Origin of the sequence: Myxococcus sp. SDU36, from assembly GCF_030168875.1 — a bacterium.
Classification (GTDB): domain Bacteria; phylum Myxococcota; class Myxococcia; order Myxococcales; family Myxococcaceae; genus Myxococcus; species Myxococcus vastator.
In genome coordinates this window covers 1,716,611-1,737,101 of sequence record NZ_CP077414.1, presented here as the reverse complement: position 1 = coordinate 1,737,101, position 20,491 = coordinate 1,716,611, and the positions used below count along the sequence as shown (strand labels likewise).

General features: G+C 68.7%; 19 protein-coding genes and 1 tRNA gene. 6 read left to right on the top strand and 14 right to left on the bottom strand.

What is annotated here, in order from left to right; all coding sequences use genetic code 11:
* Nucleotides 1-122: 122 nt before the first annotated feature.
* From KGD87_RS07275 to KGD87_RS07250, 6 genes are all read left to right on the top strand, one after another.
* The gene (locus KGD87_RS07275; RefSeq protein WP_284666749.1) at nt 123-809 is read left to right on the top strand and encodes a glutathione S-transferase; all 687 of its coding nucleotides are present in this window, start codon (nt 123-125) and stop codon (nt 807-809) included.
* Between the two features lie 31 nt (nt 810-840).
* The gene (locus KGD87_RS07270) at nt 841-2,079 is read left to right on the top strand and encodes a GNAT family N-acetyltransferase (RefSeq protein WP_284666748.1); all 1,239 of its coding nucleotides are present in this window, start codon (nt 841-843) and stop codon (nt 2,077-2,079) included.
* Between the two features lie 109 nt (nt 2,080-2,188).
* A complete protein-coding gene (locus KGD87_RS07265) occupies nt 2,189-2,329 on the top strand; it encodes a hypothetical protein (RefSeq protein ID WP_284666747.1) in 141 nt (46 codons plus the stop codon).
* Between the two features lie 66 nt (nt 2,330-2,395).
* A complete protein-coding gene (locus KGD87_RS07260; RefSeq protein WP_284666746.1) occupies nt 2,396-5,191 on the top strand; it encodes a cation-translocating P-type ATPase in 2,796 nt (931 codons plus the stop codon).
* Nucleotides 5,192-5,296: 105 nt separating this feature from the next.
* Nucleotides 5,297-5,857 carry a PAS domain S-box protein gene (locus KGD87_RS07255; RefSeq protein WP_284666745.1) on the top strand — a complete coding sequence of 187 codons (561 nt, stop codon included), beginning with the start codon at nt 5,297-5,299 and terminating at the stop codon, nt 5,855-5,857.
* 4 nt (nt 5,858-5,861) lie between these two features.
* On the top strand, nt 5,862-6,215 hold the full coding sequence (locus tag KGD87_RS07250) for a sensor histidine kinase (RefSeq protein WP_284666744.1): 354 nt from the start codon (nt 5,862-5,864) through the stop codon (nt 6,213-6,215).
* 12 nt (nt 6,216-6,227) lie between these two features.
* Here the strand turns inward: KGD87_RS07250 and KGD87_RS07245 are convergent, their stop codons facing one another.
* The 14 genes from KGD87_RS07245 to pheS all read right to left on the bottom strand — a co-directional run bounded on the left by KGD87_RS07245 (nt 6,228) and on the right by pheS (nt 20,448).
* Nucleotides 6,228-6,428, bottom strand: coding sequence for a rhodanese-like domain-containing protein (locus KGD87_RS07245; RefSeq protein ID WP_284666743.1), 201 nt, complete (start codon nt 6,426-6,428; stop codon nt 6,228-6,230).
* Complete coding sequence (locus KGD87_RS07240; RefSeq protein ID WP_284666742.1) at nt 6,425-6,589, bottom strand: MBL fold metallo-hydrolase; 165 nt, start codon at nt 6,587-6,589, stop codon at nt 6,425-6,427. Before KGD87_RS07240 ends, KGD87_RS07245 begins: the two co-directional genes overlap by 4 nt.
* A gap of 164 nt (nt 6,590-6,753) precedes the next feature.
* Entirely contained in the window at nt 6,754-9,294 is a 2,541-nt protein-coding gene (locus KGD87_RS07235; protein WP_284666741.1) for a cation-translocating P-type ATPase, read from the bottom strand.
* Between the two features lie 797 nt (nt 9,295-10,091).
* Complete coding sequence (locus tag KGD87_RS07230) at nt 10,092-10,865, bottom strand: hypothetical protein (protein WP_284666740.1); 774 nt, start codon at nt 10,863-10,865, stop codon at nt 10,092-10,094.
* 13 nt (nt 10,866-10,878) lie between these two features.
* Complete coding sequence (locus tag KGD87_RS07225; RefSeq protein ID WP_284666739.1) at nt 10,879-11,967, bottom strand: hypothetical protein; 1,089 nt, start codon at nt 11,965-11,967, stop codon at nt 10,879-10,881.
* Nucleotides 11,968-12,009: 42 nt separating this feature from the next.
* Complete coding sequence (locus tag KGD87_RS07220) at nt 12,010-13,374, bottom strand: TIGR02270 family protein (protein ID WP_284666738.1); 1,365 nt, start codon at nt 13,372-13,374, stop codon at nt 12,010-12,012.
* Between the two features lie 14 nt (nt 13,375-13,388).
* Nucleotides 13,389-13,970, bottom strand: a complete 582-nt coding sequence (locus KGD87_RS07215) for an imm11 family protein (protein ID WP_284666737.1) — start codon at nt 13,968-13,970, stop codon at nt 13,389-13,391.
* A 29-nt stretch (nt 13,971-13,999) separates the two neighbouring features.
* Nucleotides 14,000-15,034, bottom strand: a complete 1,035-nt coding sequence (locus KGD87_RS07210; RefSeq protein ID WP_284666736.1) for an AHH domain-containing protein — start codon at nt 15,032-15,034, stop codon at nt 14,000-14,002.
* 11 nt (nt 15,035-15,045) lie between these two features.
* The gene (locus KGD87_RS07205) at nt 15,046-15,564 is read right to left on the bottom strand and encodes a DUF6484 domain-containing protein (protein WP_284666735.1); all 519 of its coding nucleotides are present in this window, start codon (nt 15,562-15,564) and stop codon (nt 15,046-15,048) included.
* Nucleotides 15,565-15,597: 33 nt separating this feature from the next.
* Nucleotides 15,598-16,065, bottom strand: coding sequence for a DUF4150 domain-containing protein (locus KGD87_RS07200; protein ID WP_284666734.1), 468 nt, complete (start codon nt 16,063-16,065; stop codon nt 15,598-15,600).
* 212 nt (nt 16,066-16,277) lie between these two features.
* Nucleotides 16,278-16,354 (bottom strand) — tRNA-Pro (locus KGD87_RS07195).
* 88 nt (nt 16,355-16,442) lie between these two features.
* Nucleotides 16,443-16,832: an integration host factor subunit alpha gene (locus KGD87_RS07190; protein ID WP_002639669.1), complete on the bottom strand. Its 390-nt coding sequence runs from the start codon at nt 16,830-16,832 to the stop codon at nt 16,443-16,445.
* 90 nt (nt 16,833-16,922) lie between these two features.
* Complete coding sequence (gene pheT / locus KGD87_RS07185; protein ID WP_284668594.1) at nt 16,923-19,337, bottom strand: phenylalanine--tRNA ligase subunit beta; 2,415 nt, start codon at nt 19,335-19,337, stop codon at nt 16,923-16,925.
* Nucleotides 19,338-19,398: 61 nt separating this feature from the next.
* Nucleotides 19,399-20,448, bottom strand: a complete 1,050-nt coding sequence (gene pheS / locus KGD87_RS07180) for a phenylalanine--tRNA ligase subunit alpha (protein WP_284666733.1) — start codon at nt 20,446-20,448, stop codon at nt 19,399-19,401.
* Nucleotides 20,449-20,491: the final 43 nt, after the last annotated feature.

The window sequence follows — 20,491 nt, the reverse complement described above, 5'->3', positions numbered from 1 at the left end:
CGCGGGTGCTTCGGGCTTCGCGGAATCCAGAGGCTCGGGTACACCAGTCAAGGAAGTCTGCCCCTTCCGAATAATACGTTTACTCTAGTATAGAGCCTCTCCCTTCCAACCACGAACCTTGTATGAACGCTCAATCATCATTGCCGCGCTTGTCGTATTTCACGGGTCGAGGCGTCGCCGAGAAGATCCGCCTGCTCCTCGCCGAGTCCGGTACGGAGTACGAGGACATCGACCTGGGCCCCTATGACGTGAAGGCCAAGGAGAAGACGCCGGCCTTCGAGGCCCTCAAGGCCGCTGGCAAGCTGGCCTTCGACAAGGTGCCGCTGTGGGAGGAGCCGGACGGCTTCCGCGTGGTGCAGAGCCTGGCCATCCTTCGGCACGTCGCGCGCACCCGCGGCCTCTATGGGAAGGACGCGCGAGAGGCGGCCTCCTGCGACATGGTCATCGACGGCGTCGAGGAAGTGACGGCCCGTGCGCGCAGCCTGACTTCGCTCACGCCGGACCAGCTCTCCGAGCAGCTCCCCATCATCCTGGGCGAGGAGCTGCCGCAGTGGCTCGCGCACTTCGAGCGGCTGCTGAAGAGCAACGGCAGCGGCGACGGCTTCTTCGTTGGGGCCGCCGTGACGGTGGCGGACACCAGCGTCTTCGGCTTCCTGGAGCTGCTCGTGGACAACGGCCTCCAGGACCTCCTGGAGAGCACCTACCCTGGGCTGTTCGGGTTCTTCGAGCGCATGAAGCAGCGCCCCAACCTCGCGCGACACCTCGCCAGCCCCAAGCGGCCCCCCGCTGTCCAGCTCCTCAACGGCTGAGCGACGCCGCGACTCACGAAGCCCCCCGGCCATGACGCTTACCTTGAAATTCCACGACTCCGTCAGCCACCTGGGCGACGCGGAGCTGGATACCCTCACCACTGAGTCGAGCGTCTTCTTCGGCCGGCGCTGGTTCCGCATGCTGGACGCGGTCGACCTGTCCGCCATGGCCCGGGGGGAGCTGTCCCTGCGATATGCCATTGCGTATCAGCAGGGCACTCCCGTCGCGCTGTGCCCGTGTTTCATCACCCGTAGCAAGACCATCTACACGCCCTACTCGCTGGAGCACTTCCTCTTCACCAGTTGGAAGAAGGGCTTCGCCAACGGGCCCGCCTGGAGCCGGGTGGCCGTCGCGGCGGCGGACCTCTACCGCAACGTGGCCTGGCGCACGGGCGCGGGCTTCGATGGCGGGGTCTTCGTCACCAGTCCGCTCAGCATGCGGAGCAGCATCCACTGCGCCGCGCAGTCCGCGGAGGTCGCGAAGCAGGCTCGGGAGCTCATCCTCCAAGGGCTCCGGGAGCTCGCCACCAGCGAGCGGCTGCCGCTCTACTTCTACGGCGTGGAACGGGATGACACGACGCTGAGAGACGCGCTGACGTCCGCGTCGTTCCAGGAGATCTTCATCTACGACGACAACGTCATGGATGTCCCAGGGGACACTTTCGACGCCTACCTGGGCCAATTCAAGAGCGACGTCCGGCGGGTGCTCAAGAAGGAGATCGCGCACGCGCAGAACGCGGGCGTTCGCTTCGAGCGTGTCTCCCGGATGGGCGAGATGGCGGAGCAGTTGGAGCGGTTCTACGAGGTGACGTACTCCAAGTACGGCAACGAGCACCTCCGCCACCCTTCCACGTTCTGGGCAGCGCTCGACCAGCACGTCGCGCCCGAGGCCGAGGCCGTGGTCGCCTACCAGAACGGCGAGCCCATCGGATTCTCCCTGCTGCTCCACAAGCACGACGAGATGTGGTTCTACCGGGTCGGCCGCGCCGAGGCTGGCGCCTCCGAGACGCCGCTGTATTTCAACCTCGCCTTCTACGAACCGCTGCGCCGGGCCTACGAACTCGGCGTCAAGAAGCTCTGGCTGGGCGCCAGCGGATACGAGACGAAGCGGCGCCGGGGCGCGCGCAGGCACGGGCTGTACAGCTACCTGTGGATTCCAGGGCGCTGGTCCCGCGCGGTGCTTCAGCCCTACGTCTCCGCCTACTCTCGCGTGGCCATGGCCATGGCCGCTGGCGGCACACAGAATGGTCGCATCCGCAAGACGCCCTGAAACGTCGAGGTGAGGGCCTGTCGGGCAGCCAAACCTCCCCCGCTCCCGGGCGCGGCTTGTCCTTCGGAGCGGCGTGCCCAGCTTGGTGCCTTCAAGACGGGAACGTGACATGGCTGCCTTGTTCGGAGTGGACCCGCATCGCGGCCTTCCGGCGGCCTGGGGCCGTGCGCTCCTGCTGGGCCTGGGAGTGTCCGGCATCCTCTTCGGTGCATGGGCCCTCCACCGCTTGCGCAAGCGCCTCGGTCCGTAGCCCCGGGCCGTGAGCAGCCCCATCCTTGCGACAGCCGGGCGGGCCACACCGCCAGGGAGAGCGGACATGGAGCTCAAGCAAGCACAGCCCTGGCATGCCCTCCCCTTGGAGGAAGCCGAGTCCCTGCTCGGAACCGGGGCGCTCGGGCTCCAGCGCTCCACGGCCGGCGCCCGGCTGGCGCGGTACGGTCCCAACCGGCTCGCGGAGACCCCGCCGACGAGCCCCCTGGCGCTGCTCGTCCACCAGTTCAAGAGCCCCCTCATCTACATCCTGCTGGCCGCCTGCGCGGTGACACTCGTGCTGGGCGACCTCATCGACGCGGGCGCCATCGCGGCCATCCTCGCCATCAACGCCGCCATCGGCTTCACCCAGGAGCGGCGGGCCGAGGTCTCGGTCCGGTCGCTGATGCGGCTGGTGTCACCCAAGGCGCGCGTCATCCGCGACGGACACGAGTGGGAGGTGGAGAGCCGGGAGCTGGTGCCTGGAGACCTGGTGCTGCTGGAGTCGGGCACTCGGGTGCCGGCGGACCTGCGGGTGGTGTCCACCACGGCGCTGACCGTCGACGAGTCGCTGCTCACCGGCGAGTCCGCCAACGTGCACAAGCGCGCGAGCGTGGTGGCCGCGGACGCGCCGCTGTCGGACCGGGAGGACATGGCCTACACAGGCACGGTGGTGTCCAGCGGGCGGGGGCGCGGCTACGTCGTGGCCACCGGAGGCGCCACCGAGCTGGGGAAGATCGCCGGTCAAATCCAGGGCGAGGCCGTGTCCACCACCCCGCTCCAGGAGCGGATGGACCGGTTCGCCCGGCTGGTGGGACTGGTGGTGCTCGTGAGCTCCGGGCTGAGCTTCCTCATCGGCGTGGTGCGGGGCGAGTCCATGGCGCACATGCTCATGCTCGCGGTGGCGCTCGCGGTGGCCGCGGTGCCCGAGGGCCTGCCCGTGGTGCTCACCATCACCCTGGCGGTGGGGGTAGGCCGCATGGCACGGCGGCGGGCCATCATCCGCAAGCTGCCCGCCATCGAAACGCTGGGCAGCACCACCGTCATCGGCACGGACAAGACGGGCACGCTGACGGAGAACCGGATGACGGTGCAGGAGCTGTGGGCCGGAGGCCGCTTCCTCACGCTGTCGGACGAGGCCCCGCGCAGAGACGCTCGGGCGCGGCCAGTCGAGGGCGCGGAGGACCTGGCCGAGCACCCGCCGCTGTACATGCTGCTGCTCGCGGGGGTGCTCGCCAACGAGGCAGAGGTGTTCCAGGGCGAGCAGGGCGTGGAGACGCGCGGAGACCCCACGGAGGCCGCGCTGCTGCTGGCGGCGGAGCGACTGGAGCTGGCCCACGAGACGGCGCGGGGACACTGGACCTCCTACGCGGAGATTCCCTTCGAGCCCGAGCGGCAGTACTCGGCGAGCATCCGTGAGCGCGACGGCCAGCGGGTGGTGTTCGTGAAGGGGGCGCCGGAGCGGGTGCTGACGATGAGCACCGCGCAGCTCGGTGAGGCGGGCGTGGAGCCGCTGAACGGGGAGGCCGTGCACCAGGCGGCGGCGGCGCTGGCCGGGCGGGGCCTCCGGGTGCTGGCCATGGCGTACCGGCGGCTGGGGGACGAAGGGGCTCGACCGGACACGGTGGGAGACCCCGAGGGCCTCGTCTTCCTCGGGCTGACGGGGATGATGGATCCGCCGCGAGCGGGCGTGCGCGAGGCCATCGCGAGCTGCCAGGACGCGGGGCTCCGGGTGGTGATGATCACCGGCGACCACGTGGCCACGGCGCGCGCCATTGGCCAGGAGCTGGGGCTCGCGAGCGGCGGCGCGGCGATGACGGGTACCGAGCTGGCGGCGCTGGACGACGCGGCCCTCCGGAGGCGGACGAAGGAGGTGGACATCTACGCCCGGGTGGCGCCAGAGCAGAAGCTGCGGGTGGTGCAGGCGCTCCAGGCCGTGGGCGAGGTGGTGGCGGTGACGGGCGACGGCGTGAACGACGCACCGGCGCTCAAGGCGGCCGACATCGGCGTGGCCATGGGCAAGAGCGGCACGGACGTGGCGCGCGAGGCCTCGGACATGGTGCTGGCGGACGACAACTTCGTGAGCATCGCCGCGGCGGTGGAGGTCGGCCGCGTCACCTTCGACAACCTGCGCAAGGCGACGTTCTTCCTGGTAAGCACGGGGGCGGCGTCCATCATCACGCTCATCACCTCCCTGGCGCTGGGCTGGCCGCTGCCGCTGCTCCCCGCGCAGTTGCTGTGGCTCAACCTGGTGACGAAGGGGCTCCAGGACGTGGCGCTGGCCTTCGAGCCCGCGGACCCGGGGGTGATGGCGCGGGCGCCCCGCGCGCGGCGGGAGGGGTTCATCTCCGAGCTGCTGTGGGAGCGCACGGTGCTCGCCGGGCTGGTCATGGCGGCGGGGACGCTGCTGGTGTTCCGGTGGGAGCTGGAAGAGACGGGCTCGCTCACGGTCGCGCAGACGGCGGCGCTCACGACGATGGTGCTCTTCCAGATGTTCCAGGTGGGCAATTCGCGCTCGGAGGCACAGTCCGTGTTCGCGCGCAGCCCCTTCTCCAACCCCATGTTGTTCTGGGCCACGGCCGCCTCACTGGTCGTGCACGTGGGAGCCCTCTACCTCGCCCCGACCCAGTTCGTGCTGAGGGTGGTGCCGCTCACGGACTGGAGCTCGTGGCTGCGCATCGTGGGGGTGGCCTCGACCATCATCGTGGCCATGGAGCTGCACAAGCTGCTGCGGCGGCCAGGGCCGCCCACCGGCGCCGGCTGGCCATGGAAACGCTCCGCGCCACCCGCGACTCCGGGAGCCGCAAGCAGGGGCCTCACCCCCGAAACCGAGCAGCCGCGGGAGTCCCAGTGCGAAGGTTGACGGGGCGCTCTCGGCGCAACGGCCCTCGTGGCGGCGGCGGTCCCTGGAGGCGCCTCAGGCAGGCGCTGCTCGCGCGCATCGGCGGGCACCCAGGCCTCCCGGCTGATGGGAGCGCGGCGCGCCATCGCCGGCCGGCGCAAGAGCGGCGAAGAGTTCCCCGCGGAGGCCAGCATCTCGAAGGTGAAGGTGGATGGGACGACCCTGCTCACCGTCGTCCTTCGCGACATCTCCGCCCGGACGCGCGCGGAGGAGGTGCTCCGCAACAGCGAGGCGCGTTTCCGGACCGCGTTCGAGGACGCCCCCATCGGCATAGCCCTGATCGGGCTGGACGGCCGGTTCCTGAACGTGAACGGCGCCCTGTGCGACATCGTCGGCTACCCGCCGGAGGAGCTGCTCACCCGAACCGTCCAGGACATCACCTGGCAGGAGGACCTGGCGCTGGACCTGGCGAACGCACAGCGCCTGCTCGCTGGAGAGGTCCGCTCCTTCCAGCGGGAGAAGCGCTACCTCCACAGACAGGGTCACCTCGTGAGCGTGCGGCCCGCTGGAGACCGGGGCCCTCGTCCAGGAGGCCGTCGACCTGCACCGCGCGCTCGCGGAGGCCCGCGGCATCCAGCTCACGGCGCACGTCCCAGAGGCCCCTCCTCCCGTCCTCGCCGACCATGACCGGGTGATTCAAATCTTCTCGAACCTGCTGGGCAACGCCCTCAAGTTCACGCCCGAGGGCGGACGAATCTCAGTCCGGGCCGTGCCCGAGGGGCGCATGATGCGCTTCTCCTTGAGGGACACGGGGCGCGGAATTCCCACGGAGCACCTGCACCTGGCCCACCTCTTCGAGGCCTTCTGGCAGGCCCGCGCGGGGAGCAAGGACGAAGCCGGGCTGGGGCTCGCCATCGTCAAGGGGCTCGTCGATGCCCACGGCGGCCGTGTCTGGGTGGAGAGCCTGCCGGGCGTGGGGAGCACCTTCTCCTTCACGCTCCCCACGTCGCCGCGGGACGGACAGCAGCTCACGCACCACGCGTGAGTCGTGCCGGGCTCACTGCGGCGGCGCGGGCTCCACCGTCTCCGGGGCCTCGGGTGGCCTGGCCTCGCCCGGAGGAGGCGGGCCTTCACGCACCGGCAACTCCAACCGCCTCCACGCCGTCATGCCCCCGAGCAGATTCGAGACGCGCGCGAAGCCATGGCTCAGCAGGATGCTCACGGCGAGCCCGGCCCGGTGGCCCACGCTGCACGTCACCGCAGCACATAGCGCAAGCGCAGGCCCTGGCTCCGGAGCACGTCGAGGTACACGCCGACGTCACGTCGCGGATCCACCACGAGCGCCTCACCCTGGCTGCCTAGGACATAGGAGACGTGGGCGAGGCCCGCGGTCTTGATGGCCTGGAAGTACATGGACACGGTCCTCCCTGGCTGAGAGTGGGAGCTCGCACCGGGGTTGGGGAGCACGGGCGCGCCAGGGTGCTGCCCGCCTGGGCCCTCTGGAGCCCAGGGTTCATGCGCCTGCCCGTTCACGCGGGAACATGAAGGCCGGCACCTGCCGGAGCTGTCAGGAGGATGCCGCGTCAGGCGGCGCCGCGCCGGACCTGCCGGTGGAGGGGCGGCGCCGCGGTCCCTGCTCGCGGCGCATGCGCCTTGGCGGCGACGCGCCAGCGCGCGAGCACCAGGGGCAGCGAAGCCACCGCCACGCCGGCGGCGACGCGCGCCCAGTCGTCCACGTCCAGCGGGCGCAGCATCAGCAGGTGCGCCAGGGCCGGCACCTGGATGAGCGAAAGCGACACGCCGGTCGTCAACGCGCAGACCCAGCGCGCCGTGCGCGTCCGCAAGCCCGTGAGCACGGCCGCGAACACGGCGCTCGCGAGCGTGAGCGAGGCCACCGCCGCCGCGCGTCCATGCGCGACGTCGCTCCCCGCGCCCAGGCTCCGGTCGTAGCTCCACACCAGCCCCACGGTCATCAAGCCCCCCACCAGCGCGAGCAGGCGCCAGTCCCCCGCCGAGAAGAAGCGCGCGGCGCCCCGGCGTCTCACGGGCGCCAGGCGCCCCGGGCGCGCCGCGGCCTGGAAGGCCAGCATCGCCGTGGGATGGATGATGAGCTCCAGCCAGACGATGTGGACGGGCAGGTACAGGAGCGGGTAGCCCGCCAGGGGCACCAGCGCCGCCGTCACCACCAGCGGGATGTGGATGAGCAGCAGGTAGAGAAAGCAGGCCTGGAGGTTGCGGAAGAGCTGGCGGCCCTCGGCGATGGCCCGCACCAGTGTGCCGAAGTCATCGTCCAGCAGGACGATGGAGGCCACCTCACGCGCGCTGCGAGTCCCCCGCTCCCCCATGGCGATGCCCACGTCCGCCGCCTGGAGCGCCGGCACGTCGTTCACGCCATCCCCCGTGGCCGCGACCACCTCCCCTCGCCGCTGGAGCGCCGCCACCAGCGCGTACTTCTGCGCTGGCACCGCGCGGGCCACCACGTCCACCTCCGGCACGGCGCCGCCCTCGTTCAGCCGGGCCTCCAGCGCCTCGCCGGTGAGCACCCGGGGCCGCGCGCCACCGAGCCCCAGCTTGCGAGCCACCGCCAGGGCCGTCGCGGGGTGGTCCCCCGTCACCATCACCGTTCGCAGTCCGGCCTCCTCGCACTCCCGCACCGCCTCCCGCACGCCCGGGCGCACCGGGTCCTCGAAGGCTACGAGCCCCAGAAAATGGAACCCCCGGTCTGGCTCACCGCCTCGCCAGGAGGCGGAGTCCAGCGGCTGGCTCGCACAGGCGATGACCTTGCGCCCCTCGGCCGCGAGCGCCGACACGCGCCGCGCCCAGTCCATGCGCGCACCGGCCTCCAGAGTGCAGAGGTCCACGACCCGCTCCGGTGCGCCCTTCACTGCGGCGAGCAGGCGCCTCTCCCCGTCGTCCACCACCGCCGTCTCGCGCCGACGCTCCTCGGTGAAGGGGAAGGTGGCCTGGGTGCTCGGGCGGGCCACGCCGGGCCGGGCGCGCGCGGCCTCTTCGAGCAGCGCGGCGTCGAGCGGGTCCCTCCCCTCCTCGCGCGACGCGAGCGCCGCGGTCCACAGCAGCGCGTCGGCCTGGACGCCCGGTGCCGGCAGCACGCGCGCCACCCGCAAGCGGCCCTCTGTCAGCGTGCCTGTCTTGTCCGAGCAGATGCAGGTGACCCGGCCGATGTTCTCGACGGACACCGAGCGCCGCACCAGGGCCTGCCTCCGGGCCAGCCGGTACACGCCCGCGCCGAGAAAGAAGGTGAAGGCCACCGGAAACTCCTCGGGCAGCGCCGCCACGGCGAGCGTGACCGCGCTCAGCAGCGCATCCATCCACCCGAAGCCCTGGCGCCAGCGAACGAACGCGAGCACCGCGCACATCACCGCGGCAACGCCCATCAGCACCGCCACCAGGTGGGCCACGGCCTGCTGGAGCGGCGTGCGCGCGTGTGCGCCCTGCGTGGCCGAGCGCACGATGCTCCCGTAGAGCGTCTCCCGCCCGGTGAAGACGACGCGCACCCAGGCCGTCCCCGTCAGCAGCCTCGTTCCGGCGAGTCCCCAATGCGAGCCCTCCACCGCCGGCTCGTCTCCCGGAGGGAGACGGGACAGGGGCCGCTTGCGCACGGGCAGCGCTTCGCCGGTGAGTGAAGACTCCTCGGCTTGCAGGCCCTCACCGCGGAGGACCAGCCCGTCGGCGGGGAAGTGCTCACCCGCCTGCACCCGCGCCAGGTCCCCCACGACCAGCTCGTCCGCGGGCACCACCTGCTCGTTCCCCGCGCGCAGCACGGTGGCGCGAGCGGCCAGCCGGCTCTGCAGGCCGGCGGTAGAGGCGCGCGTCCGGCGATGCAGGAAGGCGTCCATGCCGAGCAGCGGGACGATGGCCAGCAGCAGCACCAGCCCTTCCGTGCGCGCGCCCAGCACGAAATAGAGCCCGCTCGTCCCCACGAGGAACCAGAGCATCGGGTCTCCGGCGGTCTCTCGCAGGACGTGGAGCCACGAGCGATGGGGCCGCGCCAGCACGTCATTGCGCCCGTAGCGAGCCCGCCGCTCGCTCACCTCGTCCGTGTCGAGGCCGCGAGCATCGTCCAGCGGCGCGGGAAGGCGCCGGATGGGGACAGGGATTCGCATGGCCGCCGTACCAGGACGAAGCTGGAGGTCAGGGCGGGGGTTGGCAACTCAGCGCGCTGGGCTTGCTTTCCCGGGTGGGGCACGACGGACGACTAGCGGCTCACGCCCTCCCATGAGCACGGCCGTCACCAGGGACACGACCCGCGAGCCACTGTGCCCGTGGCAGACCAGCACGACGCATCCGCCGAGCAGATGGCTCCTCGCACGCGGTGCCCCAGCTTCCTTCACCGCATGAGGCATGCCGCCTCGCGGCGGAGGAGGCATCATGGGCAAGGGTTTCAAACGGCGCCCACCTCACCCTATTGGCGCTCGGGCTCACGCGCTGTGAAGTGCCGCCTGTGGAGTCGGCGACGAGGTGCCTCCGGGCGAGGCCCCTTGTCCACGGAGCAGGTATGCGAGGAGTCCTGCGTGCCGGCGGTCCGGGCAGGAAAGTTCGCGTCCACGGACGTGATCAACCTGACGGAGGTGGCTGGCACGCTGTTCTTCGCAGTTGGCACCGCGCTCTGGAAGAGCGACGCGACGGCGGGCGGCGCGGTGATGGTGCGGGACTTCCCTGGCGACGAGGCGGGCGGAGACCTGCGAGACCTCACTGAGGCGAAGGGCCTGCTCTTCCTCGTGTTCGAGTCCATGGCTGCTTGGGTTCGACCCCGACGCGGTGTTCTACCGCGCGGGTGGGCATGTCTTCTTCACCACCACCAGGAAAGAAGCCACATCGCTCAGGGCCCTGAAGACGGGCCCCTACTGCCCTGTGCCGTAGGCATGGGAGGGAATGACGGTTCGGAGGAGGGCGCGCGCCCTCACCCCTCCTCTGGCCGCATCCATGCATCATGGGCCAGCGGGAGCACGGGCAGCTCGCGGGCAATGGACGGAACATGAAGATGTTCCACCTCCGTCAGGAGGCGCTTGCGCTCAGCCAGACGTAGCAGCGCAAGCCCCTCCACCGAGAAGTTCCACTCCGTCGCCAGCAACTCTGGCGCGACGTGCTGTCTCTCCGCCACGGTGCGTAGGTGCTCATCCCGGTCGGCCAGGAAGCGGTTGAGCGCGAAAGTGAACTCAACCTCGCGCGCCAGAAACAGGGCCTGACACAACTCCAGCCGAATGTCCTCCGCCCCCTGCAGGGCCTTCTCGTACCTGTCGAGCAGCGCCTCGCACGAGGCGTCATCCGCCCCCAGAAAGAACTGCTGCATGAGGAACTCGACGAAGAGGAAGTCCTCCTCGTACTCCTCGTCCCGTGCCCAGGACCTGCGCACATGACGAGCAATCTCTGCCGCCCCCACGAAGTCACCAGCGCCAATGGCATCAAAGAACGGCAGGGCGCGGCTCGTCCGCAGCTCGTGCGGCTCTGCCTGTTGGAGATAGTGGAGGAAGGCGCGACCGCTGCGATGCAGTTCGCGGTGCAGTCTCTCGGAGGTTCCCGTGAGGAAGAGCGCCGAGATACCGACGACACGGTAGTTCCGGCAGAACGCGAGGATGCCTCGGAAATTCACCCGACCGCCAATGACATGCGGAACGAGGTCCCGATTTTCCAGAATGGCATTGCGCTGGTGAATGGAGCTGCGCTCGGTGATCATTGGGTGGCTCGGGTCAGGAAACCTTGTGATGAAGGAGGACACCGCCAACGTCCCCCAGGTCCGAACTGGAGCTGACGAGCGCATGACGTGTCCGCGCATGCCCGCGAGCCAAGGCATGAACGGCGAGACAGAGACCAAGGGCACCACTGGCCGCGCCTGTGTCTCCCACCGCTGTCGCGGGGAAATGCCCCGCCGGGTCGTGCAACCACTCCTGGCTCCGGACCAGCACATGGCCCCACTCACGCGCTCGCCACTCCTCGCCGTTCAGGTCAACGAAGACATCCCCGTTGAAAGGCTCGCTGGGCAGTCCCGACGCGATCACCTGCTGAAGACAGGCGGCCAGCCCAACGCCCGTATTCGGCTTCCCCGTGAACGGAGGGTGCTCTTCACTGCCAGTTGCCGCACTCGCGATGCGGACTGCGCCCAAGACTCCGCGGCGCTGCGCAGCAGCGGGGCTCTCCAAGAGAAAGCACGCCCCCGCCTCCCCCGGCATGAGCCCCACTGGCTGGTCCTCCGCCTTCAACCGGTTCCGCGTTGTCAAACGCTGCAGGGCAAAGGGCTCCAATAAGGAGTCCGCTGCGATGACAAATACCCGCTCCAGCCCCGCTTCAAACCACCGCAGCGCCTGCTGCACTGCACCGGCGGTACCGGCATGCCCCAGGGCGACCACATGCTGGTGCCGTGCGAGAATGGGCCACTGAAGGACCTTGATCATCGGCCGGAGGTAGCGCTGCGCGAGAAACTCGTCGGGAGGTGCAGGCGGGCTCTCGACGGTGTGACTGGGATGGGGGGCCACGACCACCATCCCCGTCTGCTGCCAGGCACGAGTATCATCCGGCGCTGGCAATGGCACCCCCACGAGCAGGTCGCGCAGTGCGCCCCGCGCCAACCGCATCCACCTGCCTGTCCCGACGAAGCCTTCCGTGAATCCGTGAATCGGGTGCGCGGTCAGCGGCACGGTTGCCTGGGAGCTCTCATCCAGCACTCGAACGTAGTGCAGCGGCCGAGGCCGGGTGACTCCGGCGCGGATGGCGGCGGCCGCTGCGGGCGCCGAGTGCCCCACGGAGCTCACGGCGCCCAACCCAGTGATGAGGATTTCCATGGAAGAATCTCCCGCCGTCAGCGAAGGGCGGATGGCCCCTCATCACCGGGTGATGAGGGAGCGAAAGGAGCGAGGCACGGCGCCAAGTGCCTTGGGTCGCAGCGCGGACAGCACACGCGCCTGGCTCCGGGCCCAGTTACGCGTGTCGAGATGAAAGGCCCCCGCCGTGCGGATGGCCATCTCCCACGCAAGCACCGCCCGGCGGTGCATGGGCTCCTGGAACAGTGACTTAAAGGCGACCTCTGGCGTCCAGGGAACTCCTCGGAGGTACCTCCGTCCTGGCTCAAAGCGGGACCGGGCCTCACGCCACCATGCCTCGATGGCCGACACCCGCCAAACGTGCCGCGGAAAGCGCGGAGGCCCGAGCCCGTTGGCCACGAGCTCCTCTCCGGGTGTCACCTCTTCGTCAGCGTCGACGTCCGTATCTGGCGCGTGGGGCGCTCCGACAGCCAACGGCATGCCCGTGATGGCGGCGAACGCATCCGCGGCAAGCCCGCCGGACGCCTCCACCTCCCCCAACAGGGCGTCCGCTGCCGAACGCTGGCCACTGAAGCCCAGCGCCCAGAGGGCGGCCTCCCGTGAGCCAGGCGCCACCAGTGCCGAGCCCAGCAGACTCAGGTCAGCGGCATCACCGCCCATCGCCAGAGCGAGCAAAGCGTGGGTGACTCCAGGGCCACCGGACTCCGCAACCTGCCGACAACGAAGCCAGACACTCTGGAAGCCCAATACGAGCCCGGTCTCCATGGCCGCTTCGAGTACGGGCGCTCGCGCGTCACGCAGCCGCCGCTCGATCAGGGGCTTCGACACACGCCGGTCCGTAAAGCGCGCGGCCCTCAGCACGGAGGCCAACAGCGTCGGCTCGGCATCACTCGGAACGTGGCGAAGCAACCCACCTGGGTCGACTCCCCGGGCCCCCAAGCAATCGAACACCGCAGGCCAGAAGTCCGGATTCAGCACGGGCAGCATGCGAGGCAGCTCCGCATCCAGCCCGACCCGCTCGCAAAGCCCGACCGCACGCAGCATGTCTGGCCCCGACTCCATGTCCCGCGCGCTCAATCGCTCCCAGAACACCTGTGCATCCCGTGGCTCAGGCGAGGCCAGCAACACGTGAACTGCGGCACGAACTCGGCCCGGCTCTCCAGACTTGAGCGCCGGAAGGAGAAGTCTCTGGACTGCAACGTTCCCAGCCAATGAGAGCCCCTCCAGGTGGGCCAGGAGCCGCACCTCATCCCCCGCCGACACCTCTGCGAGCATGAAGTCAGGTGAACTCAGTGACCGCTCCCACTGGGCCCACAGGAACGTCGCTTCGTCGAGGTGCTCCTCAAGAACATCCCACTGGAGGTCTGGACGGCGGTGGGCCAACCTCTCGGCGGATGAGTATGCTGGCGGGTCCGTCACGTTTGCCATGGCCTGGTTCGTCGTTAGCTGTTGAAGGGCAGCTTCTTCCAAAGAATATTCGTGAAGCGCCCTTTGTAGATGGCCTGAGCCAGATCAGTCCTCACCAGGTACTCACTCGAGTCCTTGTCGATGCGAAACAGCGGCGGCGCATCCGAAACCTTGTCACGCTGCAGGACGTGCTTGTTCACCGCGATGACGTTCGTCGAGTCATTCTCATCCCAAACGATGGTGCTGGCCTGAAGGTCCAGGCAGTCATGAGTGCCGATGGGGTTGATGACGAAGTAATCCCGGCTACGCACCCGCTTACGATGGTCGTAGAGCGTGAAGGGCAGACATTCGATGTCGTTCCGGCAGTGCTCTTGGATGACGTCCTTCAACTCCTTGACGACTACGAGCATGCTCTCCGTGTTGCCGATCAAAGAGGCCAGCTTGATGCCCGGCATGTCGAGGCTCATGAAAATCTTCGCATCGACTGGCCAGTCTGAAGCCAGGGGCACTCCCCTCTGAATCCGCCACGAATAACGGTCGATTCCCTCTACGAAGTTGTCGAGCAGGCACAGGTCCTCGTCCGGCTCGCCCATCGTATCCAGCAAGTAGAAATTCATTGAAATTCACACTCCTCCCGGCCGGTCCATCAGTCAGGCATTCCGCCGCCGCTCGAGGCAGTGTCACGCTGCTTGATGAAGTCCCTGAAGTTTTCCAGGGAGCCATCCAGCCCCGTCTGTTTCATCCAGAGTCCCGCGGCGATGATGCCCTCCTTGAGCACCTTCGACAGGTTCTCGATGCCTTGCTTGCCCTGCCCCGTAGGGTTCGCCTGTACCTTCTTCATGGCCATCACCCGCTGCTCTCTGGCCTCGTCCGAGTGGTACTGGGCCTCCGCCCACTTGTTCATCGCCTGAAGCCGGTGGGACTTCGCTCGCTGCTCATGCGTCCCCGCCCTGCCGGACCACCCCTTCTCCGTGTGCGCCTTGGCAAGCGTCTGCTGGCGGTCGGCCTGCTCGTCACTACGATGGGCCTCCTTCTTGCTCTCCTTCGCCGCCTTGTCATTCGCCTTGGCTTCCTCCTCGTGCGCGTCGACGTCTTCCTTCACCACCGCGAGCGCCTTCTTGAGGTGCTTTCTCACGTAGCAGCTATACAAGTGGTGGTTGAACTGTTCGACGGTTCGCTTGTGCTTCGGAAGCGCCAGCGCGAAGGCCTCATCCCGCATCATCGGCAGGATGATCATGTTCACCCTGTCGTTGAGGTTGTACGCCTCCTGCATCAATCCCTTGCGTACCAAGAGGGTGATTTCGTTCTTCTTCGCCGACTCCTTTCCGATACTATTTATGACGATGCTCAGTTCCTCGTTCGGCACCACATGATGTGCTTCGAATGAGTACGGGACGCTGGCGCTGGTCGTGAAGTTGTCGCCGGAGAGGTCCCAAGTCGTCCCAACGGGCGGCTGCTTTGGCATGTCCGACGGCCACTTGTAGAGGTTCTCCTCTTCGTGGCCCGGTTCGATCTTCCGCAGGGACGCCCCCTCCACGCGCGCATGCCAGCGATGGCTGCAGGGCTTGCCTTCCTGATAGGGCGAGACATGCGCGTTGAGGCAGCTCTTCCCGCCTTGCGTGAAGTGATACTTCCCGATGTTCAAGTCGTTCAGGTGCCGCTCTTTCGCCTGTTTGGCCATGGCGGTTCTCCTTAGTTGATCTGAACCTTGCCGCCCTTGATCTTCTGCACCTGTTCAGCCTCGGTGCTTACGTTCACGCCCCGCAGTCGGACTTGTCCGTCACGGCGGAGCGTCAGGCTGGCCTTGCCGCAGCGGATGACGACCTCTTCGCGACCTTCGATGATCACGCGCTTGCCGTCGACCCGCGCCTCGATGGGAACGCGCGACAAGGCGTCATCCAACAGGCGGTCAGTCAAGGGGGTAGAACTCGGCGTCTTCAACAATCCCATGACGAGGGGCAGCGTGGGCTCGCCCTTTTCGAAGAGCAGCACGACACCTTGGCGCTCGCGCGCCGCGCGGAACGCTTCCTCAGCGGACACAGCGACCGTGCTCCGCGCGGGAATGGGCCCCAACCGATTGCCAGGAAAATCCACGAGCAACTCGCCCTGTTCGTCCGCTCCCGCCACCCAGCCTATCCGGGGCTCCACGATCCGCTCGTCTGCTTTGGCCTGGGCAGCCGCTTGCTTTCCGCGCCGTGCTGAAGTCGTCATGTTCAGAGTTTCCTCGCAGCCCGCGAACGCATGTCAATCATAGGCCTTGTTGCAGATCTTGCAGTTGTGCTCCTCCACCACGTTTCCGGCTGCGACCACAGGGCCCTGCATGACCGGAAAGGGCGGCGTGTTCTTGTCGTTGTGGAGCATGAGGTCGAAGGCGCGCGCCACGTTTTTTCCCTCGAACTGAACGTCAAAGGAGAAGTTGACGAACTCGGCCTTGCCCTTTGTCTTGCCGGAGGCCACACCGCCACCTGCGGTGCCCGCCTCATCGCCGGTGCTCATCTTGAAGTTGGAGTCCTTCACGCACACCGGGTTGCCACCCACGGACACCGTCTTGGTGCCCTGGTCAGTGTCCGAGGACTGCGCCACGTTTGGGTAGGGAATGGGAATAGGCCCGCCCGGGCTCGGCGTCTTGCACACGTCCGGGAACGCCGTGGTGACCCCACCGCTCTCCTTCGTCACCACGGACATCTTGTTCACGCCAGTGTTCACGGGCATCGCGTCCCCCTCCGCTTGGCCAGGGGTCACGTTACTCTGATGGCCCGACCCGGTGCGAACTGCCCCATCCCGAAGCCAGGTGGGCCAGCCCTTCATTGGCCCGCATTGGTTCGGATGCCTGGTCCCAAGGTCTCCACTGAGCGCATTCGCAGAAACCAAAAAACAAAGGCCCTGGAATCCTCAGCTTACGCCAAGAACTCCAGGGCCTTCGATGGTCGGGGCGACAGGATTTGAACCTGCGACCACTTGCACCCCAAGCAAGTGCGCTACCAGGCTGCGCTACGCCCCGGCACTGCTGCTGCCGTGAAAGGGTGCGCCCTTATGCCCCCACATGACGCTCAGGTCAAGCAAGAGCAGCAGGGCTCCGTCGGAAAAACTCACCCTTCCATGTCCTCCATTCCCTCTTCGTCGAAGTCCTCGCCACGGGCCTCGGCCGCGTCGGCGGCGGCCTCCTCGCGGGCGTCGATCTCCGCGTGATCCTCGGGCGGCGCCTCGCCGTTCAGGGCGCTCTTCAGCACCTGACTCGGCCGGAAGGTCAGCACCCGGCGCGCCGAGATCTCGATCTCCTTGCCCGTCTGCGGGTTGCGGCCCACGCGCGCCTTCTTCTGGCGCACCTGGAAGTTGCCGAACCCGGAGATCTTGATCTTGTCCCCGCGCTCCAGGGTCTCCTTGAGCGTGTCGAACACGAGTTCCACGATTTCGGCCGACTCCTTCTTCGAGAAGCCGACCTTTTCGTAGACACCCTCGATGATGTCCGCCTTCGTCATGCGAATCCTCGGGAAGCCCTCGGGGCTGAACGCCGGGCACTGTCGCAGCCTTCCCAAAGACGTGTCAACCCTCTGACTTCATTCAGGAATTCAGGCGCGCAACGCAGCTCCCAGCCGCTGCTTCACCTCGTCCACGATGCGCTGGTGCGCCTCGTTGACCTCCACGTCGGTCAACGTCCGCTCGGCCGAGCGGTAGCGCAGCGCGTACGCCAGGTTCTTCCGACCCTGGGGAATCTGCTCACCGGTGTACACGTCGAACACCTGAGCGTCCTCCACCAGCGGCTTGCCCACCTCCAGGATCACCCGACGCACCTCGTCGTTGGGCAGCGCCAGCGGCACCACCACCGCCAGGTCCCGCAGCACCGCCGGGAAGCGCGGCAGCGACCGGTACGCCGGCACCAGCTTCGCGGCCCCGTACAGCGGCTCCGTGTCCAGTTCGAACACGAACACCCCGTCCGGCAGGCCCAGCGCCTTCGCCACCCGGGGGTGCACCTCGCCCACGTGGCCCAGCACCGTGCCGTCCGCGGCCTTCACCTGCGCCACGGCCTTCGGGTGGTACGCCGCCGGCCCCGCGGGCACGTACGTCACGCCCTCCACGCGGAGCGCCCCCAGCAGCCCCTCCACGGCCGCCTTGGCGTCGTAGAAGTCCGCGCGGGCGTCCTTGTGCGTCCAGCTCCGGCCGCCACCGCGCAGGCCCCACACCAGGCCCGCCACGCGAGGCACCTCGCGCGCCGCCGGACGCTGCCCCTGCCCGCCCTCCGCGTCCTGGAAGTAGGCCCGGCCCGTCTCGTAGAGGGCCACCGCCTCCACCTGGTGCCGCACGCTGCGGGACAGGTTCTCCAGCAGGCCCGGCAGCAGGCTGGTGCGCATCACCGACTGCTCCACGCTCAGCGGGTTGACCAGCGCCACCGGCTTCTCCGCCCCACCCAGCACCTCCAGGCTGCGCGGCGCGACGAAGGAGTAGTTCACCACCTCGTCGAACCCCGCACCGGCCAGCGCCTGACGCATGCGGCGCTCGGCCTCGGCGTGCGCGGGCTCCGGCGCCAGCGTGGCCAGCCCCCGCGGCAGCGTCGCCGGGATGTTGTCGTAGCCGTAGATGCGCGCGACCTCCTCCAGCAGGTCCTCCTCGCGCTCCACGTCCACGCGGGCCCGAGGCACCTCGTACGTCGCCTGCCCCGTCCCCTCCTCCACCGCCTTGAAGCCCAGGGCCGCCAGGATGCGGCGGACCTCCTGCTCCGCCACGGCAACGCCCAGCACCTGCTCCACCCGGGCGAAGCGCAGCGTCACCTTCCGCGGCGGCTTCGGCGCCGGGTACGCGTCCACGCGGCCAGGCGCCACCGTGCCCCCCGCCAGCTCCGCGATGAGCTGCGCCGCCCGGTCAATGGCCGGCACCACGGCGTCCAGGTCCGCCCCGCGCTCGAAGCGGTGCGACGCCTCCGTGTGCAGCCCGTGCCGCTTCGACGCGCGCCGCACCGTGGAGCCCTGGAAGTTCGCGGACTCCAGCACCAGCCGCTTCGTGCCCTCGGTCACCTCGCTGTCGCCGCCGCCCATGACCCCGGCGATGGCCTGCGCCCGGTCCTTGTCCGCGATGACCAGGTCATCCACGTCCAGCACGCGGTCCTTGCCGTCCAGCGTCTTGAGCTTCTCGCCGCGCGTCGCCGTGCGGACGACGATCTCCTGCCCGGCCAGCTTCTCCAAATCGAACGCGTGCAGCGGCTGCCCGTACTCCAGGTTCACGTAGTTGGTGACGTCCACCACGTTGTTGATGGCGCGCACGCCAGCCGCCCTCAGCCGGTCCTGCATCCACTGGGGAGACGGGCCAATCGTCACGTTCTCCACCACGCGCGCCACGTAGCGCGGGCAGCGGTCCGGGGCCTCCACGCGCACCTTCACCTGCTCGGACGCGGGCGTGCCCGACTCGGCCGGCTTCGGCTGGGGCACCTTCAGCGCGGAGCCCGTCACCACGCTCACCTCGCGCGCCACGCCCAGGTGGCTGAGCGCGTCCGGCCGGTTCGGCGTGACGTTCACCTCCAGCACCACGTCATCCAGCCCCACGGCCTCCGCGATGGGCAGGCCCACGCGCGTGTCCGCCGGGAGGATGAGCAGGCCGCTGGACTCCTCGCTCAGGCCCAGCTCCTTGGACGAGCAGAGCATCCCGAAGCTGTCCACGCCGCGCAGCGCCGCCTGCTTGATGTCCATGCCGTTGGGCAGCTTCGCGCCCACGGTGGCCAGCGGCACCTTGTCACCCACCTTGAAGTTCTTCGCGCCGCACACCACCTGGAGCAGCGCCGTCCCGCCGATGTCCACCTGCGTGACGGACAGCTTGTCCGCGTTGGGGTGCTGCACGGACTCCTTGATTTGCGCCACCACCACGCCGCGAAGGGCCTCCGCGGGGCGCTCCATTCCTTCAATCTCCAGGCCCGCGGCGGTCAGCTTGCGCGCCAGCTCGTCCACGGACGGCGGCAGCGCCACGTAATCGCCCAGCCACTTCACCGAAATCTTCACAGGTCCACCCTCTTCTTCTACCGGCTGGAACACGGGGGCCCACCAGCGGCCCCCTGGAATCTCAGAACTGCTCGAGGAAGCGCGCGTCGTTCTCGAACATCATCCGCAAGTCGTCGATGCGGTAGCGCAGCATGGCGATGCGCTCCACGCCCATGCCGAACGCGTAGCCCGTCACCTCGTTCGGGTCATACCCGGCCGACGTGAAGACGTTGGGGTGCACCATGCCGCTGCCCAGCACCTCCAACCACCCCGTCTGCTTGCAGATGCGGCAGCCCTTGCCACTGCAGTTCGTGCAGGTGATGTCCACCTCCGCGGAGGGCTCCGTGAAGGGGAAGAAGGACGGGCGGAAGCGCGTGCGCGTGTCCGAGCCGAAGAACGCCGTCACGAACGCCGCCAGCGAGCCCTTCAGCTCGGCGAAGGTCACGCCCTTGTCCACCAGCAGGCCCTCCACCTGGTGGAACATCGGCGTGTGCGTCAGGTCCGAGTCGCGCCGGTACACCCGGCCCGGCATCACCGCGCGGATGGGCGGCTTGCGGTTGAGCATGTAGCGCACCTGCACCGGGGACGTGTGCGTGCGCAGCAGCGCGGAGCTGTCCGCCTTCTTCGCGTGGCCCAGGGTGGCCTCGTCCACGTAGAAGGTGTCCTGCATGTCCCGCGCGGGGTGGTCCTTCGGCAGGTTCAGCGCCTCGAAGTTGAAGTAGTCCAGCTCAATCTCGGGGCCGCTGGCCACGTCGAAGCCCAGCCGCGAGAAGGTCCGGACAATCTCCTCCATCGTCCGCGACACGGGGTGCCGGCTGCCCAGCGCCACGCCGCGTCCGGGCAGCGTCACGTCCAGGCCCGGGCCCTGGAGCTGGGCCTCCAGCGCGGCCGCCTCGGCGCGCTCCACGGCCTGGGCGAGCAGCGTCTCCAGCTCCGCCTTCACGCTGTTGGCCACCTCGCCCAGCGAGCGCCGCTCGTCCGGGGGCAGCTTGCCCATGCCGCCCAGCACGCCGGACAGCTCACCCTTCTTGCCCAGGTAGCGGACCCGCAGGGCCTCCACCGCGGACAGCTCCGACGCGCCGCCAATCTCCCGCCTCGCGGACTCCGCGAGCGCCAGCAACCGATCCCGCATGGACTTCCGCCTCCATTCCAGTTCCCCGCGCGCGCCTGGCGCC